The sequence below is a fragment of the Stieleria neptunia genome (assembly GCF_007754155.1).
Classification (GTDB): Bacteria; Planctomycetota; Planctomycetia; order Pirellulales; family Pirellulaceae; genus Stieleria; species Stieleria neptunia.
Genome location: NZ_CP037423.1, coordinates 5,561,917 through 5,579,687 on the forward strand (window position 1 = coordinate 5,561,917; position 17,771 = coordinate 5,579,687).

The 17,771-nt window shown below is 58.2% G+C and carries 13 protein-coding genes; 4 read left to right on the forward strand and 9 right to left on the reverse strand.

Annotated features, from left to right (window positions below; all coding sequences use genetic code 11):
* The first annotated feature begins 91 nt into the window (after positions 1-91).
* On the forward strand, positions 92-724 hold the full coding sequence (locus Enr13x_RS19255) for a riboflavin synthase (RefSeq protein ID WP_145388571.1): 633 nt from the start codon (positions 92-94) through the stop codon (positions 722-724).
* On the forward strand, positions 721-1,632 hold the full coding sequence (gene rsmA / locus Enr13x_RS19260) for a 16S rRNA (adenine(1518)-N(6)/adenine(1519)-N(6))-dimethyltransferase RsmA (protein WP_145388572.1): 912 nt from the start codon (positions 721-723) through the stop codon (positions 1,630-1,632). Before Enr13x_RS19255 ends, rsmA begins: the two co-directional genes overlap by 4 nt.
* Positions 1,633-1,857: 225 nt before the next feature.
* Here rsmA and Enr13x_RS19265 read toward each other — a convergent pair whose 3' ends face one another.
* The 3 genes from Enr13x_RS19265 to Enr13x_RS19275 all read right to left on the reverse strand — a co-directional run bounded on the left by Enr13x_RS19265 (position 1,858) and on the right by Enr13x_RS19275 (position 6,226).
* Positions 1,858-3,507 (reverse strand): BNR-4 repeat-containing protein, encoded by a 1,650-nt coding sequence (locus Enr13x_RS19265; protein WP_231743646.1) that lies wholly within the window; start codon positions 3,505-3,507, stop codon positions 1,858-1,860.
* Positions 3,508-3,599: 92 nt separating this feature from the next.
* Positions 3,600-4,907, reverse strand: coding sequence for an outer membrane protein assembly factor BamB family protein (locus Enr13x_RS19270; protein WP_145388573.1), 1,308 nt, complete (start codon positions 4,905-4,907; stop codon positions 3,600-3,602).
* 209 nt (positions 4,908-5,116) lie between these two features.
* Complete coding sequence (locus Enr13x_RS19275) at positions 5,117-6,226, reverse strand: SGNH/GDSL hydrolase family protein (protein ID WP_145388574.1); 1,110 nt, start codon at positions 6,224-6,226, stop codon at positions 5,117-5,119.
* Between the two features lie 517 nt (positions 6,227-6,743).
* Between Enr13x_RS19275 and Enr13x_RS19280 the strand changes: the two genes are divergently transcribed.
* Both Enr13x_RS19280 and mog read left to right on the forward strand, forming a co-directional pair.
* On the forward strand, positions 6,744-7,886 hold the full coding sequence (locus tag Enr13x_RS19280; protein WP_145388575.1) for a M24 family metallopeptidase: 1,143 nt from the start codon (positions 6,744-6,746) through the stop codon (positions 7,884-7,886).
* Positions 7,883-8,440, forward strand: a complete 558-nt coding sequence (mog, locus tag Enr13x_RS19285; protein WP_145388576.1) for a molybdopterin adenylyltransferase — start codon at positions 7,883-7,885, stop codon at positions 8,438-8,440. Before Enr13x_RS19280 ends, mog begins: the two co-directional genes overlap by 4 nt.
* A 32-nt stretch (positions 8,441-8,472) precedes the next feature.
* Here the strand turns inward: mog and Enr13x_RS19290 are convergent, their stop codons facing one another.
* The 6 genes from Enr13x_RS19290 to Enr13x_RS19315 all read right to left on the reverse strand — a co-directional run bounded on the left by Enr13x_RS19290 (position 8,473) and on the right by Enr13x_RS19315 (position 17,736).
* Positions 8,473-10,320 (reverse strand): heparinase II/III family protein, encoded by a 1,848-nt coding sequence (locus Enr13x_RS19290; RefSeq protein ID WP_145388577.1) that lies wholly within the window; start codon positions 10,318-10,320, stop codon positions 8,473-8,475.
* Between the two features lie 15 nt (positions 10,321-10,335).
* Positions 10,336-11,682, reverse strand: a complete 1,347-nt coding sequence (locus tag Enr13x_RS19295) for a glycosyltransferase family 4 protein (RefSeq protein ID WP_145388578.1) — start codon at positions 11,680-11,682, stop codon at positions 10,336-10,338.
* Between the two features lie 311 nt (positions 11,683-11,993).
* Positions 11,994-14,132, reverse strand: a complete 2,139-nt coding sequence (locus Enr13x_RS19300; protein ID WP_145388579.1) for a bi-domain-containing oxidoreductase — start codon at positions 14,130-14,132, stop codon at positions 11,994-11,996.
* A gap of 22 nt (positions 14,133-14,154) precedes the next feature.
* Complete coding sequence (locus Enr13x_RS19305) at positions 14,155-15,252, reverse strand: glycosyltransferase (RefSeq protein WP_145388580.1); 1,098 nt, start codon at positions 15,250-15,252, stop codon at positions 14,155-14,157.
* Positions 15,253-15,275: 23 nt separating this feature from the next.
* Positions 15,276-16,352: a glycosyltransferase family 4 protein gene (locus Enr13x_RS19310; protein ID WP_145388581.1), complete on the reverse strand. Its 1,077-nt coding sequence runs from the start codon at positions 16,350-16,352 to the stop codon at positions 15,276-15,278.
* A 67-nt stretch (positions 16,353-16,419) separates the two neighbouring features.
* Complete coding sequence (locus Enr13x_RS19315) at positions 16,420-17,736, reverse strand: hypothetical protein (RefSeq protein WP_145388582.1); 1,317 nt, start codon at positions 17,734-17,736, stop codon at positions 16,420-16,422.
* Between the last annotated feature and the right edge of the window lie 35 nt (positions 17,737-17,771).

A 17,771-nucleotide genomic window follows, 5' to 3' on the forward strand; every position in this document is an offset into this window, starting at 1 on the left:
TGTCCGATTGGTCGGCATTCTGTCCAATGCGCGTCACAGTGGCTACCCGCCGAGTACTTTTGACGCATTTTCCGCCGTTCTGCTATCCGCAATGTTCACTGGTCTGGTCGAAACAATGGGCGATCTCGTCGAAATGGTCGACGATCCGCCCGGAAAACGCCTTCGAATCCGCTCGTCGCTGATCACCAGCGACGCCGCGATCGGCGACAGCATCTGCATCAACGGATGCTGCCTGACGATCGTGGCGATCGACGGGGATGTCGCCGATTTCGAGGCCGGCCAGGAAACCCTTTCGCGGACCAATTTGGGCAAACTCGTCACCGGGGACCGCGTCAATTTGGAACGCTCCCTCGCCGTCGGCAGCCGGATGGGCGGCCACTACGTCAGCGGGCACGTCGACACCCTCGGCGAGCTGATCGAGCGTACCGAAGACCCGCCGTGGGCGAATCTGCGGTTTCGACTTCCATCCCAGTACGCCAGCCAGGTCGCCAGCAAGGGCAGCATCGCGATCGATGGGATCAGTTTGACGGTCGTCGACGCCGACGAGGATTCCTTCACCGTTGCCTTGATTCCGCACACCCTGGCCATGACGACTTTGGGATTTCGCAACATCGGGGATGCCGTGAATCTGGAGACCGACATTTTGGCCAAATACGTGCAACGCTCGCTGGGATTGCTCTCGGACGACCAGATCCACGATCCAAACAGCAAAGCGGACGGATGAATCAACCACGCCAAACAGCCAGCTATCTGTCCAAACGACTCGCCGAAGCCGGGTTGCGGCCCGTTTCCAAATACGGCCAAAACTTTTTGATCGACCTGAACCTGGTCGACCTGATCGCCAACTCGGCCGAGCTGCGAAAAACCGACGTGGTTTTAGAAATCGGAACGGGTGTTGGATCGCTGACCTCAAGACTGTCCGATGCCGCCGGCGCCGTGTTGTCGGTCGAAATCGACATGAACCTGCATCAGCTGGCCGGCGAAGAATTGGCCGGGCGACTGAACGTCAAACTGCTCCAAGGCGACGCGCTGCGGAACAAAAATTCCTTGCGCGATGACTTGAAAGGCTTAATCGTCGATGCCATGCAGCGCATCGGCCAAGACGCACGGTTCTTGCTGGTCGCCAACCTGCCCTACAACGTGGCCACACCGATCATTTCGAATCTGCTGCACCAGACGCCGCCACCCGATGCGATGGTCGTGACCATCCAAAAGGAATTGGCCGAGCGAATCGTCGCAGTGCCCGGGACGAAGGATTACGGGGCACTGAGCATTTGGATTCAGTCGATGTGTCACGCGGAAATCGTACGCATCCTCGGCCCCAAGGTGTTTTGGCCGCGGCCGAAAGTCGATTCGGCGGTGATCCGATTGGATCTGGATCACCAGCGACGCGACGCCATTGGTGACCTGGACTATTTTCACCAGACGGTCCGCGCGCTGTTCTTCCACCGGCGAAAATTCTTGCGCAGCAACGTCGTCAGCGCGATGAAGAACCGGCTGGACAAGTCCCAAGTCGACGAAATACTGCAATCACTCGGACACGGTGAAACGGCGCGTGCCGAAGAATTGTCCGTCGAACAAATCCAACAACTCGTCGAAGCCCTGCGGATCGCCGAGTCGAACGTCGGATAGGCTTCCAGCCCCGCCACCCCAGCGGGACGCGTCAGCGAGTGGCACGTGCCATCTACTTTGACGCCAGGCAGGGTGTTTGATGTTAGCGGTAGGGCGCGAGCCCTCCGGTCTTTCCCGGTGTTGTTGCAACGCAACCGGACGGCTCGCGCCGTTCCGCTAACACCGTTCGAGCCAAAGTAGAGGCATTGGGCACACGCCAATCGGCTGACGTCAAGCGAACGCCGGCTACTCTTCAACCGGCGCCTTGACCTGCACCGGCGTGGCAAACTCGCCGTCCATTTCATAGGGCAACTCCCAGACACGCTTGCCGGTTGAATCGGCAAAGTACAGGTGGCTTTCGCTCAGCTTCGTCGGATCCCCATCGGCCCAAAAGACAAAAAACGGATCATTGGCTCCCATCGGACGACGCGCGTAATTGTGGTTGCGCTCGCTACCGGACGTGATTTGCGTTTCCCGCTGCCACGTTGCCCCCTGGTCTGCGCTCGTCCATGTCACCAGCTCGCCACCGCCTTGGTAGGGCTGTGGCCCCGATTCGGACGGAATCCGACAGGCCCACCTTTCGCCGTCCAAATACAAACTGCCCATGTCATAGTTGTGGTCCGTGCCGCAGATGACCGACGTTTTCCAAGTCTGGCCATCCCAACGGGTCACGCGGAACTGACGAGGGTCGTTCGGCGGTCCCGGCTCGTGTCCCGGGCTGGTGACGTACAACAGGACCGGGTGTCCGTCACGGTCAAACCCCATGTCTTTCAAATAGACATTCAACTTTTGCGACGCATAATCGATCACGCGCGCCGGCGACACGACATCCTGAAGCGGCGGTTGGATGGGCGTTCCATCAATCGTCGTCCATGTCTGCCCCCGATCGCGTGTCTGGACATAATAAACATCGGTGCGTTGATCGACGACGCCGTTGGGATGTCGATTGAAGAAGGTGCCGGTCACGTCGCCGCGTGTCGCGCTGGTTTGATAATGTCCGCCACGACTGTCACCCGGCTCGCGAATCCCGGCCAGTTTCTGATCGGCGGTCCATGTGACACCGTCATCGCTGGTTTCCCAGTACAGCTCGCGGACACCGGTGTACTTCGTAAACAAGTGCAAGAACCCTTCGCCGGAAACATGATGCGGCTGCGGGTACGTCATCTCTTCCTCAGAGATCAGCTCAAAGCCATCGATGCTGTACGGTTTGACGCTCTTGTACTTGAATCCCGGTCGCACCCGGCCACGACCGCTGACGAAAACCCACAGATAGCCGGCATCATCGATGGCGATACTGGGGTTGTCGTGTGGATCATTGACCGTCTGTTTGTCATGCACCACGACCGGTTTGGGAACCCGGTTTGACGCGTGATCGTAGTAGGAAATCATGCACAGCAGGTGCCGTTGGTTCGGCGCCGTTGTTCCGCCATAGACAAAAAACGTCTTGTCGACTTGGGGACAGTAGATCGCAAGCGGCGTGTGCTTGGCGGTGTAGGTCCCCAATCCGCCGGAGTATTTGTCTCCGTAGGGAAACACCGGTTTTCGCGATGCTTTTCCGTACGGCTGTCCATCGTTGCCCTTGCCGTAGAACTGACCGAGTGTAAACCAAATGCCCTGGTAACCGCCCATGCGTTGCCCGTTCAACGTGGGCGTTTGTGCCGCAACGTTGCCGGCGATGATGACGCCGAACACCAGCGACAGCCATCGTTGCTGCACAGCGTTCAGACGTCCCGCACCGCCGAGGCATTGGCGATTGGGAACGTCCAGCTCAAGGCGACGGTTTTCCTGGGTACGATGGCCCTTCCGGGCCGTCGTCCGCTGGACTCCCAACGACGACCCAGATCGGACGTCGTACAACGGTCCGTTGACCGCATCACACTCAATCGACGAGACCATTGGTCTTTGTTGCGTTTCGCGTCTTTTCCAAGCTGGACGGTCCCGGAAGCCCAGGCACCAGCAGCGTGTGCCCGTTACGTTCGTTTCAGTCATCAGTTTTGGGCTCCTAAACAGTAGAGATATTCCTGGCGTCGGTCACCTTCGTAGTGAGCGACTCTCGTGTAAATGTGGCTGTCACAGATCGTCGGCGTGGCGAACACGCTCTCACCCAGCTTGTTTTCGGCGACCTTTTCGAACCGCCGTGGGCTTGCCTTGAAAACGAACGTTTCCCCCTGCTCGTTGGTCGCGTAGATCCGATCACCCACCAGAACCGGCGAACTGCTGAACACGCCGCCCAGTCTGGCTTTCCAGACGGTCTGGCCGGTCGCACAGTCGACGCATTCGGCGATTCCGGCGTCGAGCGTCATGTACAAGTAACCGTCTTTGTGCAACATCGACGGGACGTAGGTTCGGGTGTTGGTCCGCCAAGCGACCTTGCCCGATCCGTCGGCGAGGACGGCCGAGACGTGGTTGTCGGGATACCCGCCGCTGGTAAACACATGCGTGCCATCGGTCAGGGTCGTCGTCACGCATTCGGTTGTCGAACCTTCGATTTCCCAGAGCGTTGCGCCCGTGCCGGGATCCAGGCTGGTGACAAGATCACAACCGGTGAACACCAACTGGTCTTTGCCCGAGACGTTCAAGATCGACGGTGAGGCGTAATTCGGTTTTGCGGGACGATCACGACGCCAAACGATTTCGCCCGTCGCGCGGTCCATGGCGACGATCGCGCCACCGCCTTTGTTGTCCGCCGAGCAGATGACCAGATCCTGGTAAATCGCCGGCGACGATCCGTAACCTTGGTGAATGACGTAGTCGGACAATTTCTGTTGCCAAAGAATCGTTCCGGCCAAATCCAGAGCGGTCGTGTGAACGGCTCCATCGTTGAAGAAATTGATAAATAATCGCTCGCCGTCGGTGGCAACGGTCGAGGAAGCCCACGATGCTTTTTCATTCGCTTTCCGTTTGCCCTTGGACTCGTAGTTGCCTTGGTGCACCACCGATTCCCACTGCAACGCACCACTCTGGCGATCCAAGCACAGCACCACTTGCACCTGGCGTGTGTCATCGGCGGTCGCCAAATAGACATGCCGCCCAAACAACATCGGCGATCCGTGGCCACGACCGGGTAGCGCGGTTTTCCACGCCACGTTCTCCGTTTCACTCCACCGCGTCGGCGGGTTCTGGTCCGGCGCGGCGCTGCCGTCTCGCTGCTGCCCCCGCCACCACGGCCAATCGGTCGCGGGAAACGTGGGCGTCTGGGCGGACGCACTGTTCAACGCGAATGTGCTGTTCAACACGAACGTGCTGCCCAACGCGACGGTGAGCAGAGCAACGGCGGAAAAGGAGGTCTTGAACATCTTCAGTGCAGAATACTCGGGAGACGATTTTGTGTTTTGTAGAGGCCACAGCATAACGGGGTTCGCCGACCAAGCGTGGACCGAGTGAGAAAGCCCACCGATGGCAAAGCGGCCCCACGGTTCGATTGCGTACCTAGCATCCGTAGGTACGCCTGGCCATCCGTGGGTCCGTTTTTTCACGGCACTTCAATTGATGAATCACGGCGGTACTAGGCCCCTAAGGCCGCGCGCAACGCCGGTTCGATCGCGTTGGCCTGGTTGAAGAAACCGAGATCCGAAGGATGGGATCCGTCGGTGGTGTCGTCGCGATTCTCGGCCAACAGACTTTCACCGTCGACATAAAACAACCGTTCCGTGCCGGCGTCCAGCAATCTGCGGTAGGCCGCCTGGAACGCTTCGCGACTGGTCTGATTACGGGTCTGTTGTGACTCCAGCAACCATGACCCCGAATAGGAACGGTCTTCGACCAGCACGATCGGGACCTTCGGATGGGCCTCGCGAAGTTGTTGGACCATCGGTTCGGTGCGCTCGGTGATTTCGGCGGCCACCATGTTGGGCAGACAATCCAAGACGTAAACCGCGGGATCCAATTCGACCAAGAATTGACCGACTTCTTGTTCCAGTTTGCCGTTGCCGGAAAACCCCAGGTTGATCACCGGGCGATCGAGTCGACGGCCGAGAATCGACGGATGCGGCATCCCCGGTCGCGACGCGCAAGCGCCGTGCGTGATCGACGTGCCGTAAAACACAATGGACTTTTCGCTGCGCGGCGCGATCGGTTCAAACCGGCTCGAGGCGTCGACGCCGATCTTCAGCGATTCGGTTCCGTTGTACAGCGGCAGATAGATCGAGTAGTCTCGCGCGCCGGGACGAAGCCCCTTGACCAGTGTGGTCTGCATGTGCTGCGCGTTGGGTTTGCTAACTGCCACCCACTTCCAATTCCCCTGTTCGTCTTTGGCGTAAAGATCCAAACCGCTGACTCCCGTTGCCGGCATGTGTGGCATGGCAAGGTTGGACGACGTGACCGAATGGTCGACTCGGATCTCGCGGGCGTCGGTTCGAAATCGGACCAGCATTCCGGCCGAATGCCGACTCAGATTCCAGACCGCATCGCGAACAACGCCCTTGGCTCTTGCGGGTAGGCGGTCGAAGTATTTTTCGGTGTCGTCGAATCCGCGGCCTTCGACTCCCCAATCACGGACATCGTGCCATTGGGTTTCGGAGGAATCGGCGGCCGACGTCCATCGAGGTGTCGCCGATGCCGCGATGCCCGCGGCGGAGAGAGACAGGAATTGGCGACGAGAGCAATCGATCTTCATTCGAGAGTCTTTCTGAGGTGGGGATGAAGGTGGGAGCCGCACATAATAACCGAAGCTCTGATCCAGCACCGTCGCACAACAAGAAAACGGCTCCGGCCTCAGCATCGGAAACCGTGCAGTTCCGACCGTCACCCTCCCTGGCAGGGAGGGTTGAGCGCAGCGAGGGGAGGGTCGATTGGCTGTGACAAAGTGACGCCCAGCCACAAAGAACTCCCCCCGGCCGCTCACACCTGGCGTCCGCCCCTCCCTAAACGGCGGGCGCGGTGAAGCATTTCTTAGCGGCAGGGCGCGAGCGGGTTGTCGATTTAGTCGATGTTTCGAAATCAACGCGATCACCCCAGCCCGACGCGTTAGCGAGGGGCGCCGCGTCGCCCCTTGCTAACGCATGTGGGCTAAAATCGACAGCCCGCGAGCCCGCCGGTCTTTTACGGTGCAACCGGACGGCTCGCGAGGACCCGGGGCGATCGGCTATAACGTCGCCTCAACCAGACAAACGTTTTTCCCGTGAGTTTCCAGGATGCCAGACGCTCCTTCGCCGGCCATTTTCGCCGGCATTCCGCTTAAAAACCCATCGCTCTTTCGCCGTATCTGCGTACCACTCGGAGACCCCGCGGCTTGGATTGAAACCACTGATCGGCGTGTGGCGTTGGTTCGCGATATCGAAATGGACCGCGTCCGTGGACTCAGCAACGCCGACCGTGTCGTCTGCCCCATGGACTATGAGCCGGCAGGAAAGCTGGACGCGGATCGGGAGACCGCAACCGCGCAAGCGGTGGCAGAGTTCTGCCGACGCGAGAACCTGGCGACCGTCCGAGTCGATCGCAGCTTGCCCTTCGTCTTTGCCTGGCATCTTCAACAGGCCGGTATTGAGCTGTCGTACGATCCCGAGCTGGGCGTCATCGACCGGCGTCAAAAATCGGAACAGGAAATCGAGCGGTTGGCTGAAGCCCAGTCGGTCACCGAATCGGTGATGCGATACCTCTGTGAAACCATCGCCGGATGCACCGTCGCGGCCGACGGCACGTTGGTGCACGAAGGCGAAACCTTGACCAGCGAGCGTGCCCGGGCGCTGGCAGCCGCCGAATTTCTGAAGCGTGATTATTCAATGTCACACGGTGCGATTGTGGCGACCGCCCCCGATGTTGCCGATTGTCACCATGCCGGAGCCGGCGCCCTCCGAACGGGCGTTCCCGTGATCGTCGACCTGTTTCCGATGAACAATGAAACACGGTACTGGGGCGATTGCACCCGGACCGTCGTTCACGGCCAACCGAGCGAGACCGTTCGCAAGATGCACGACGCGGTGGTTGCCGCCAAAGCAGCCGCCGTCAAGCAGCTCCGTGTCGGCCAGACGGCCGAGTCGGTGCACTTGGCTGCCAACCAGGCATTGCTCGATGCCGGGTTCGAATTGTCCCGTGGAACCGTATCGGACCAGCCCACGATTCAGCACGGGACCGGCCACGGGATCGGGTTGGACGTGCATGAACCAATCTTGTTGGACCTAGGCGGCGGACCGGTGCTGGAACGAGAAGTGTTTACGATCGAACCGGGGCTGTACGGTCGCCGGGATGGAGGCGTCCGCGTCGAAGACATGCTGGTCGTTCGTGACGGCGACGCCCAGAGCCTGAATCAACTGCATGAAGGACTCGACTGGACATGACACCCTCGGATCAGAATCAGCCCGATGCGGCCAAGATCGGGATCGTGACCGTTTCAGACCGCGCCAGTCGGGGCGAGTACGAAGACTTGGGCGGGCCGGCGATCGACGCCTACCTGCGCCAGGTGTTGACGAGCCCCTGGACGCCGATTGCGCGAGTGATTCCCGATGATCGCGAGACCATCGAAGCGACGCTACGACAGCTCTGCGAAATCGAAGACTGCTGCCTGGTCGTGACCACCGGTGGCACCGGGCCGTCGGAGCGAGATGTCACGCCGGAAGCCACCGAAGCGGTCTGCGATCGCATGATGCCGGGCTTCGGCGAGCTGATGCGGAAGGTTTCGCTGGAAAAGGTCCCAACGGCGATTCTGTCCCGACAGACCGCCGGCCTACTGGGAGACAGTCTGATCATCAACCTGCCGGGAAAACCCAAAGCAATCGCCGAGTGCCTCGACGCGGTCTTCCCCGCCGTCCCCTACTGCATCGACCTGATGAACGGACCGCGACTCGAGACAAATCCAGAACGGATGACGGCCTTTCGGCCGAAAGGGAAGTAGCGGAAGCGAGCGTGCGATGACAGGCTGGAAGCCTATCCCACCTGATGCCCGCCTTCGGCCGAAAGCGAAATCGCGCCGCCATCGGGTAGCGACACGTTCAAGCATCCGCCATCCAAGTGGACACGCGGGACCGGAGATGTCGGTTCGGCTGGCAGTGAAAGATGAAAACCGAGCCAGCCGGCCGAATCATTCGAACCGCAACGTTGGACATTCACGATGACCTGATTGGCAATCTGCTGGCCAAAGTCGGGACAGTATAGGCTGACTTCAATGGAAAGGTTCGCGGATTCACCGAGACGCTTCACCGTGTAGATCAACTCTGGTGCGTCGGGGTGAAACGCGGTGACGATGGATCGACCGGGACCGGGCGCCAGTCGCCAGTCCGGATGCCAGTGCAAGCGAGAGGCCGCATCGACCGGTCCAGGATCGCCATCGAACCAATCAAGCACGGTCCAGGCGGATCCGCTCCAGACGACGATCCGGCCTACCGGACAACCAAAACCGTCATGCGCGGCAGCGCACCACGAATACCCATCCGTCGTACCACGGTGCTGCCAGATCACCTTTCCCCGGCGGCCCATGCGAAAACTGGACCAGATGTCGCATTGTTCTCGCGATCCGAGTTGCAACACGTTGTGGGCCGACGTCCGGCGGCAACGCTGACGCAGCTGACCGGGTTCATAGTCAAAATTCCCGGTGTCGACGATCGCGTCTCGGCCACCGAGTGTGGCGGTGATCTGAAGCAGGTCGGCGTGTGCGTGGGCCGGCAGGTGATCACATCCGAGCGGGCCGACGTCAAACAACAGACGGTCGCCGCGGTCGGTTTGCGTTGCCCAATAGTCGGCCGTCGGATTGCCTCGCGCGTCGGGATCCCAGAATGCCTCCGCCCACTCGAAGAGCTTGTCCAAATCCGGTGTTTCGCCGCGCGCCGAGTCGGCCAGCAAGGGAAAGTGACCGTCGGGTTGACGAATCCACTGAGCAAACTGAAACATCTGGCTGATCACGATCCTGAGCGGATCCAACACGCTCGACTGGGCAAATCGGGCCGCTTCGGCGCATTGCAAGACACTAACCATCATCAACGCGTGATAAGTCGGCGCCCGCTCGTAGTGCTCGCCCGACGGCAAGATTTGTTCGTCCAGCTCGGCAAGCAGTCTGGGCTGAACCGATGTCCCACCGGCTGCGGCCCCAAGGTCCAGATACGATTCTGCGAGGGAGAGTGCGGTCAGGTTTTCCAGTAAATGGTTTCCGCCGAGATCCCATTCGCAGTTGCGCCGCAGCCAGAGGACTTGGTCGGCGACGCTGCGCCAGAATTGTCCCGCGATTGCGGCGGGTGGTTCGTGGGCAGCGGCGAGGGAAAGCCAGACGGGCAGACGTCTTGAAATGCAAAACGGGTGCCACGCATCGGGGTCTCGCGTCGGTCCCTGATGACGCGGCTGCCCCAGCCACGAGCGGACAATGTTATAAGCGGCATCCGCGCCCTGCTGGTCGGCCAGGTCGGTCAGGTATTCCTGGCACTGAAGATGAAAACGCCACAACCGTGGCGCGGCGGGATTCCAGTCCATTTCGGGTTCATCGCCCGCGGTTTCGATTCGCAGATCGCGCGTTTGATGGAGGAATCGAAACTGCCCGGCGACGATGTCGGCTGCTTGGGCGTTGCGCTCGGGCCAAAGCAGTAATCTGCGTGCGGCGATTCGCTGGAACGCGGACCGGGCGCCCGGCTTCCAGCGAGCCTGGCTTTGCCCGGCTTGAAAGACCAACCGCTCGGGCAAACGCCGGCGAAGATGACGCTGCACGGTCCGGTACAGCCGCCAGGCGAATTGACGTGGTCGATGGTAGCGAAGCAGTGCGACCAGACGAGACAGGCGGCGCGGTGCCATGGAATGTCTTGCAGATCAGCGACGCGTGCCGCCGGAGGACGCGACAGGGGTCAGTTTCGAATCATCTGATCCGTCGCCCGACCTTTCCCCCCAGTCTCGATCCTCTAGACAAAACACGTCACCTTGGGATGTCCGCCGGATGATCGACAACATGTCCCGCGCAAGCTGGTCTCGGTTAAAGTGTTCGATCACGAACCTGCGCCCGTTTCGCCCCAGCTCCCGGACGGCACCTGGGGCGCCGATCATCCAATCCAGAATTTCAAACAGCTGGGCGTCGTTTTCCGGCTCCATCGCAACGCCGCTCTCGGCCGCGAGCACGATGTCCAGGGCACGCCCGCGAACGCCCATGATGATCGGCCGCTCCATCGCCATGGTTTCAAAGATTTTTGACGGGATGACGTGCTCGAACAGGTCCACCTTGCTGAGGTGCACCAAGCAGGCATCCGAGGCCGAGAGGACCTGGGGAATCTCCGATTTGTCCAGACGGCCGGTCAATCGAATCAGATCGCCGAGCCCCAACTCCGCAACCGTGCGCCGCATTTCCTCCAACTTGGCTCCGCCACCGACAACCAGAAACACGACGTCTTCTCGGCCGACCGCTTCGAAACGCTGTGCCGCATTGACGATCACGTCCAAGCCATGCGCCATGCCGACGGTCCCGACATAGGAACAAACGAATTTGCCGTCCAACTCAAATCGTTTGGAGAACGAAGCACAATCGGTTTCAGGCTGGAATTGTTTCGGATCCACCCCGTTGGTCACCATCGAGATTCGATTCGCCACGTCAACCTTGGAAAGGATGTTGTCACGGTATCCCGGACCGACGGTGACGATGTGGTCGGCACTGCGGTACATCCAACGTTCCATCCACTCGAGTGCTCGAATGATCACACCGCGGCGAATCGCACCGACGGTCACAATCGACTCCGGCCAGATGTCGCGGACTTCCAACACCAGCGGACACCATTTCAACCAGCTGGCCAGAACCCCGGTGACTCCACAAAAAAATTGGGGCGTGGTCGCGACGATCACATGCGGACGTCGTACGAAGAACACAAACGCCACCAGTGCAGAAACCAGATAGCTGAGATAGTTGAGGATCAGCCCGATTCGCCCGGGACTATTCTGAATCAAGGTCCAAACGCGGACGACCTCCACACCATCGATCGTCTCCCGCTGCGGCCACAAGCGGTTTTTGTACCCGCTGTACACCTTTCCGTCCGGCACGTTCGGCGCGCAGGTAATCACCGTGACTTGGTCAACATTTGGCTCGCGCAGCCACCGTGAACAATGATCTGCCGTTCGAGACGCCGGTGCATTCCCTTCCGGCGTAAAGTAATGCGAGAAGAATACGATTTTCACAAAGCAAAGAGCGTTAGATAGAAAATGGTGATCACTGAGCGGTCAATCTCGCATCGACGGGGGATCCTACATGATTGTCCATGCCAAGAACACTCGCAAGCATCCAAACACCTGAACACGCAGATTCGAATAGGATCCCCTTGGATATCGGGAAAATTATTCCAATTTTCATGGCGAATGAATAACGACCGTCAATTAGATGGCGGCGAGTCGTTCCAACAGCCCAGCGTGGTTCGGCGCCCGTCGCTGATCGGACAACGATACAGCGAGAAAGGCTGGAGTTGACTGGTGAGATTTGCGGACCGAGAAGGCTAAGAGAAGGCGGACATCTGTGTGCGAATTTGCTCGTCAGCGTCGATCGTCGCTAGACTAACCTCGATCAATTCTTCCGTCGGGATCGGCCAACGGCCTTCACGACAAGCCAGCTGTAGGAACGCTTCGACTTCACCGGCGTGCCCCTTGTCCTGGCCGCGTGTCTTGAGTGATTTTTTGTCGCCGACCACGTAGGATCGTCGGAAGTTGTCGACCACGAATACTTTGCCGCCGGCGAACACTTCAATCCGCTCTTTGGCAAACGCTTTATGTCCGTTGGCCAGATAGTGAATGGTGGCGATCGATCCGTCCTGGAAGGTCAACTGAATCGCGGCGCAATCACCGAGAATCCCGTCGCCGCCTCGCATCGCGGTCGCGACCACGCTCTCGACCGGACTGTCGGCGATGAATCGCGCGAGATCGATAAAGTGACATGCTTCACCGATGATTCGCCCGCCACCTACCTCCAAATCTTGCGTCCAGTGGTCCGCGGGAATTTTCCCCGCATTGATGGTCAGAACCAGGGCTTTGGATGAACTCGTCGATCGCAGCCAATTCTTTAACGCCACGGTGTGCGGGGAGAACCGACGATTGAACCCGACCATCAAACGCTGTGACGGATTCTCGTTCAAGCAGTCACTCACCTGATTGAGATCCTCTCGATTCATCGCGAGAGGTTTTTCGACGAAGACGTGCTTCCCATGCGTCAAAGCCTGGACGACAAACGACGCGTGCGTGCTGTGCGGTGTTGTGATAAACACGGCGTCGACCGTCTCATCCTCAAGCACCGCACGCGTGTCGGTTCCGCACCGAGAGAATCCGAATTTTTTCGCCGCGTGAGACGCCGAGACTCCAGTCCCGCTGGTGATCGAATGACGGACCACGTTCTGCTTCGGCAACAGTGGCAGAAGCATTCGCGTGGTGAATCCGCCGGCACCGATGAACGCCACCGACGGATCATCCGTTTTGGATCCAGGCAACTCTTTGCTTTGGTTGCCGACCCACAATAATCGCGAGTGTCGTTCCGGTCGATTCTCTTGCTCGTATTCGAGCAGAATGCCCATCGCGCCCTTTTCGTGAATCGCTTCATAGCCTCTTAATGCATCGTCAAAAACGAAGCGATGGGTCGTCAAGGATTCAGTCTCGATCTTTCCACCATCGAGCAATTGCAGGACCGCTTCGAAATTCCGTTGCTCCGTCCAACGCACAAAGCCGATCGGATAGTCCAACCCGCGTTGTTCGTAGTTCGCATCGTAGCGTCCCGGACCATAAGAACACGACACCTGAAACGAAAGCTCTTTCTCATAGAAATCGGCACGTCGGAGGTTCAGTCCGACAACACCAACCAGCACAATTCTGCCGCGTTTTCGACACATCGTTGCGGCTTGATGGATCAGCTCGTCACTCTTCGTCGATGCCGTGACCAGCACTCCATCAACGCCCTGCCCGCCGGTCCAGTGCTCCGCAGCGAGGACAGGATCCTGATCGGCAGCGAGATTGACCGTCATCGCGCCGAATGATTCGGCAAGTTTTAGTTTGTCGTCGTCAAAGTCGATTCCCAATACCTCGCAACCGTGAGCGCGGAGCATTTGCACGGCCAGCAGTCCGATCAGACCAAGTCCACTGACGACAATTCGCTCACCAAGCGTCGGCTGCAATAATCGGATGCCCTGCAATCCGATCGCAGAAACCACTGTAAACGCGGCAGCCTCATCGGAAACACCAGACGGAATCTTTGCGACCAAATTCTCGGGCACGCTGACCATTTCAGCGTGCGGTCCATTGCTGATCACTCTGTCCCCAATGGCAAAACGCGATTGACGCGAAGTTTCCGCGACAACTCCGACATTGCAGTAGCCCAATGGAATCGGTGTATCAAGCTTTGCCCGAACGGCATCGACCGTCGTCAAAAGACCATCGGTCTTGATCTTTTGAAGGACCTGCTTGACCTTGTCCGGCTGCGATCGAGCCTTCGCAAGATAGCTCCCCTTTCCAAAATCAACGAGCATCTTCTCGGTGCCGAGCGACACGAGTGAACGTACACTCTGTATCAATACGCCCCCCTCGGCCCGCCGCGGGCAAGGGACTTCGGCGAGCAGCGTTTCACCGCTGCCAAGGTTTTGCAGAATTTGTCTCATGAATGCTTCTTTTAAACGCCTGTCACCGCATCAACCATTCGACAAACGGATCGAGCCGATTCGGCAGCACAATTTTGCTAGGGGGTAATGGATGAGGTCGAATCGCTTGCCGTCGACCGTCCGATTCGTTGGACAGCTCGGACCCGCGAATTGCCTCTCGGATCGAGCTTGCAATGGACTCAACCGACATCGCGTCAAACGTCCGCGATGCTTGAACGACATCGGCGAAGCACGCGTCCTGGGGGACGATCGCTTTACAACCCGCCGAAACGCCTTCGACGATTCCGAGACCGATCGTTTCCAAGAGGGATGGGAAGATCACGTACTCACACCTCGTGGCCAACGCGAGCCCTTCTGCCCACGCTACGGGACCAAGGAAGTGAACATTGGAAGGCACCTCGTTCGACGAAACCCTGTCGCTGCGGGAGATCGTCACGTAAAGGCTTGCATCATTTTCCGTTTGCTGAACACGTCGCCACGCTTCGAAAAGCCGGGCGTGGTTCTTGTGCGGACGCCCATCACTAATGTAAACGAAGGACCTAGGCTCGCGGAAACCTGTTTCAGCCTTGCGAATTGCGGTCTCTATCCCGCGCACATCGAAAAAGGGAAAGCACTCCATGCGATCCGCATCGCTCTGCACCTCTCGTTCCAGCGTTCGGCTGATCGTCGGAGTCTGCGTGATCCAAGCATCGGTATGTTTCGCATTTCGTTTCAATCCTTGCCGCAGCACGGCAAAGCGAAAACGGTCTTTCAAATTGTACCGGACGCGATTGTCCAGACTCGCGAGCAAATGAGCGTTCTGAAAGTACGTCGCGACCTCCACTCCGGCCAGCTCGCAAGTCGGCGGAATATTCCCAAAACAGAGCAATCGCTCGGGTCGGAACCGTTGCACGTTTTCAACGAGTGACCGCCGTCGGCTGCCCGAGAACGGATGACATGGAGCATTGAAAACAACGTTGGTTCGCTCAGATTTTGTAACGGCCAAGGATGAACGGGTATTGCTCGATGCAATCACTCGCGTCTCATTTTCCGGAAGTGCATCGATCAGCGTTCGCAGCAGCGTTCCGCCGCCGCCGCCACTCAGGTTGGTCGCATCGATCAAAAGGTGTATTGAAGACAATCGAATTCCTTTAGCCGCACATGCTACTGGGCTGGGATCAGCAATCTCAATTCTTCGTCCATCCTATGGGCGACGAATGCCGCCGTATGCGGATCGCAAAGCTCTTGAGACCGTTTCCCCATTTCTTTCCGCCGAACCACGCCGGTCTCGTGAAACCACAACATCGCTTCGAGAATCGCGTCGGAACTCCCCGGCTCAATCGCCAGACCATTGTCGTGATCGACGATCAAATCAGCGGTCGCACCACATGTCGTTGTCCCGATCAATGGCATTCCGCAACACGCCGCTTCTGCGAGTACCACGCCCCATGCGTCATAAACGCTGGGGAGAACGAATACATCTGACCGATAGAAGTATGCGGGCAACTCTGAGCCGTCCACAAAACCTTTGAAGTCGATTCCATCGGCTTGGCAAAGGTGATCGAGCGGCCCGCGCCCACATACGGTCAGCGCCCACGGGGAGTCGACCTGCCGGCGGTATCGCGAGTAAGCCTCACAAAGCAAGTCGAATCCCTTGCGTTGGATCAGCTGGCCTGCGAACAAGAACGACGGCGGATCACACTTCTCGTGCGCCCCGGCTTCAAATTGGTGGATCCGTTCCGAATCGACATTGTAAAGCCCGACGAGTACCTTCGACTCGGGTACGTTCCAGTACCCCATCAACTCACGCCCCGCCTTTCCCGGCACCCAAACTCTTGCCGATCGAGAAAAGAACGACCGCAAGGCAAATTTGCCTACGAACTGTTTCCATGTCCCGCGGAATGTGTTGTCCGCACAAAGAACGATTGGGAGATCACCGAGATCACGGTTCGAATAGAGCTTCGCGTACCCCTTGTACTGCCACCCGCTGATCATCAGCACGTCGGGAGAAACTCTTGCCACCAATTCTGCAACGGCTTCCGCATCGTTTGCAGTTTGCTCGGTCATTTCGAGTCTTCGAATCCCTTCGAAGAGCCTGTCGCTAACGGGCGACTCCCCTTCGCCCAAGTTGTCATTTCCGATGCCGGCAACGATCACTTCATGACCGTACATTGCCTCCATTGCCCGGCAGAATCCCGCCAAATAGCTCGGCAGCCTTGCCCACAGTAGCATCAGTTTCATCGTTGTTGAAATCCACCGGCTGTATGTTCAACCGCCCTAAATCGTTTGCAAGCGGAGGTCATCTTGGTCAATAGGTTGATGGATCAGACGGGTTCCCATAAGCAACCGGCTTGGAACTGATCGGCACCAAACGGTGCATGATCTTCATGCACACGATTGAGCAAACAATCCCAATGACCATCGTGTCGATGAAGAAATTGACTTCGCCACGTGGGATCGCAAACAGCTGGCCGAGCCCGGATAGCATGGGCAGTGTATAAATCAAATGGCGTCTGGAGTCGATATAGCCGTCCATCCACTTCAGTCCATAGCCGATCAAAATCGCATAGATGACCAATGCATACGCACCGCCTTCGCACATCGCATGACCGATCAAACCGGCCCCGACATTGAGTCCCCCGACGTTTCGAAGCCGGGCCTGTCCAGGAATCTGAATCCCCAATCCTTCCGGCTTGTCGCGCCAATACGCCCGTGGAACGAAATAGTGCACGGTAGCGCGAGCGGAATAAAGGTGGCGATAGGCGAAACGCTTCGGGTAGTTCTCCATGCACCACAGGGAAATCGTCGCCGACCCTTGAAAATTCGCCAGTCGTTGAAGGCCATGACCTATATCCGCCTCCATCATGTATTCGATCGACTGTGAAACGGTCCTGGGGTGGCGGACACGTGCCTCCGAGAATGCGGCAAGCAGAATAATCATGGGGCTGGTCAGCAGTACGACTGTCATCGCGAGCTTCGGCAGATTCACGTTTGCCATAAACTGCAAATGCCCAACCCAGGCAACGATCAATGCAAGCGAGAGCAGCCCCCGACGTCCGTATTCGGTTAAGTGCGGGACGCAGCTTGCTGCCAAAACAGCGAGGAAAACCCACATCAAGAATACGTTTTGCCGGTCTCGAAACCAAGCGTAACCCGCCATTCCAGTCGCGGTCGCCCCAATTCCGGAAGACGCATAGAGCATGAGGTCCGGCATCGCAATGAAGCCCAGCCCCCAAACAATCGTCGCGGCCAACGAAAGACCGACCGAATGCCAAAAAAGCGTATGCGTTCCAATCTCTTGAGGCTCGATGATTTCGGTTTCCCTAAACCTCGGGCTGAAAAACCGGTATGAAGCAAACAAGAAAACTAAGCAAAGGATTTCCAAACCAATATACTTCAATGAAGTCATCGATCCGGGGTCACTGATCTTATACGCCCAAAGCGAAAAACCGCGTCGATTGAGAAGCCAGATGTTTAGACCGAAGTTTTGAAAATAAAGAAATCCGAGAAGAAAAAGGTTTCGACAGCAAAATAACGGAACGCTACCTGTCCGATTGTCTCTCGCGACAAGAAAAACGACCGACACTGCAACCATCGCGTTGGCAACGATAAGAAAAAAGATCATGTGTGCACTTTTCGTTCAGACGCGGTCGGTTTCGA

Coding starts and splice junctions, on each gene's coding strand:
- Enr13x_RS19255 (WP_145388571.1), top strand. CDS start 92: ATGTTCACTGGTCTGGTCGAAACAATGGGCGATCTCGTCGAAATGGTC.
- rsmA (WP_145388572.1), top strand. CDS start 721: ATGAATCAACCACGCCAAACAGCCAGCTATCTGTCCAAACGACTCGCC.
- Enr13x_RS19265 (WP_231743646.1), bottom strand. CDS start 3,507: ATGGTCTCGTCGATTGAGTGTGATGCGGTCAACGGACCGTTGTACGAC.
- Enr13x_RS19270 (WP_145388573.1), bottom strand. CDS start 4,907: ATGTTCAAGACCTCCTTTTCCGCCGTTGCTCTGCTCACCGTCGCGTTG.
- Enr13x_RS19275 (WP_145388574.1), bottom strand. CDS start 6,226: ATGAAGATCGATTGCTCTCGTCGCCAATTCCTGTCTCTCTCCGCCGCG.
- Enr13x_RS19280 (WP_145388575.1), top strand. CDS start 6,744: ATGCCAGACGCTCCTTCGCCGGCCATTTTCGCCGGCATTCCGCTTAAA.
- mog (WP_145388576.1), top strand. CDS start 7,883: ATGACACCCTCGGATCAGAATCAGCCCGATGCGGCCAAGATCGGGATC.
- Enr13x_RS19290 (WP_145388577.1), bottom strand. CDS start 10,320: ATGGCACCGCGCCGCCTGTCTCGTCTGGTCGCACTGCTTCGCTACCAT.
- Enr13x_RS19300 (WP_145388579.1), bottom strand. CDS start 14,132: ATGAGACAAATTCTGCAAAACCTTGGCAGCGGTGAAACGCTGCTCGCC.
- Enr13x_RS19310 (WP_145388581.1), bottom strand. CDS start 16,352: ATGAAACTGATGCTACTGTGGGCAAGGCTGCCGAGCTATTTGGCGGGA.
- Enr13x_RS19315 (WP_145388582.1), bottom strand. CDS start 17,736: ATGATCTTTTTTCTTATCGTTGCCAACGCGATGGTTGCAGTGTCGGTC.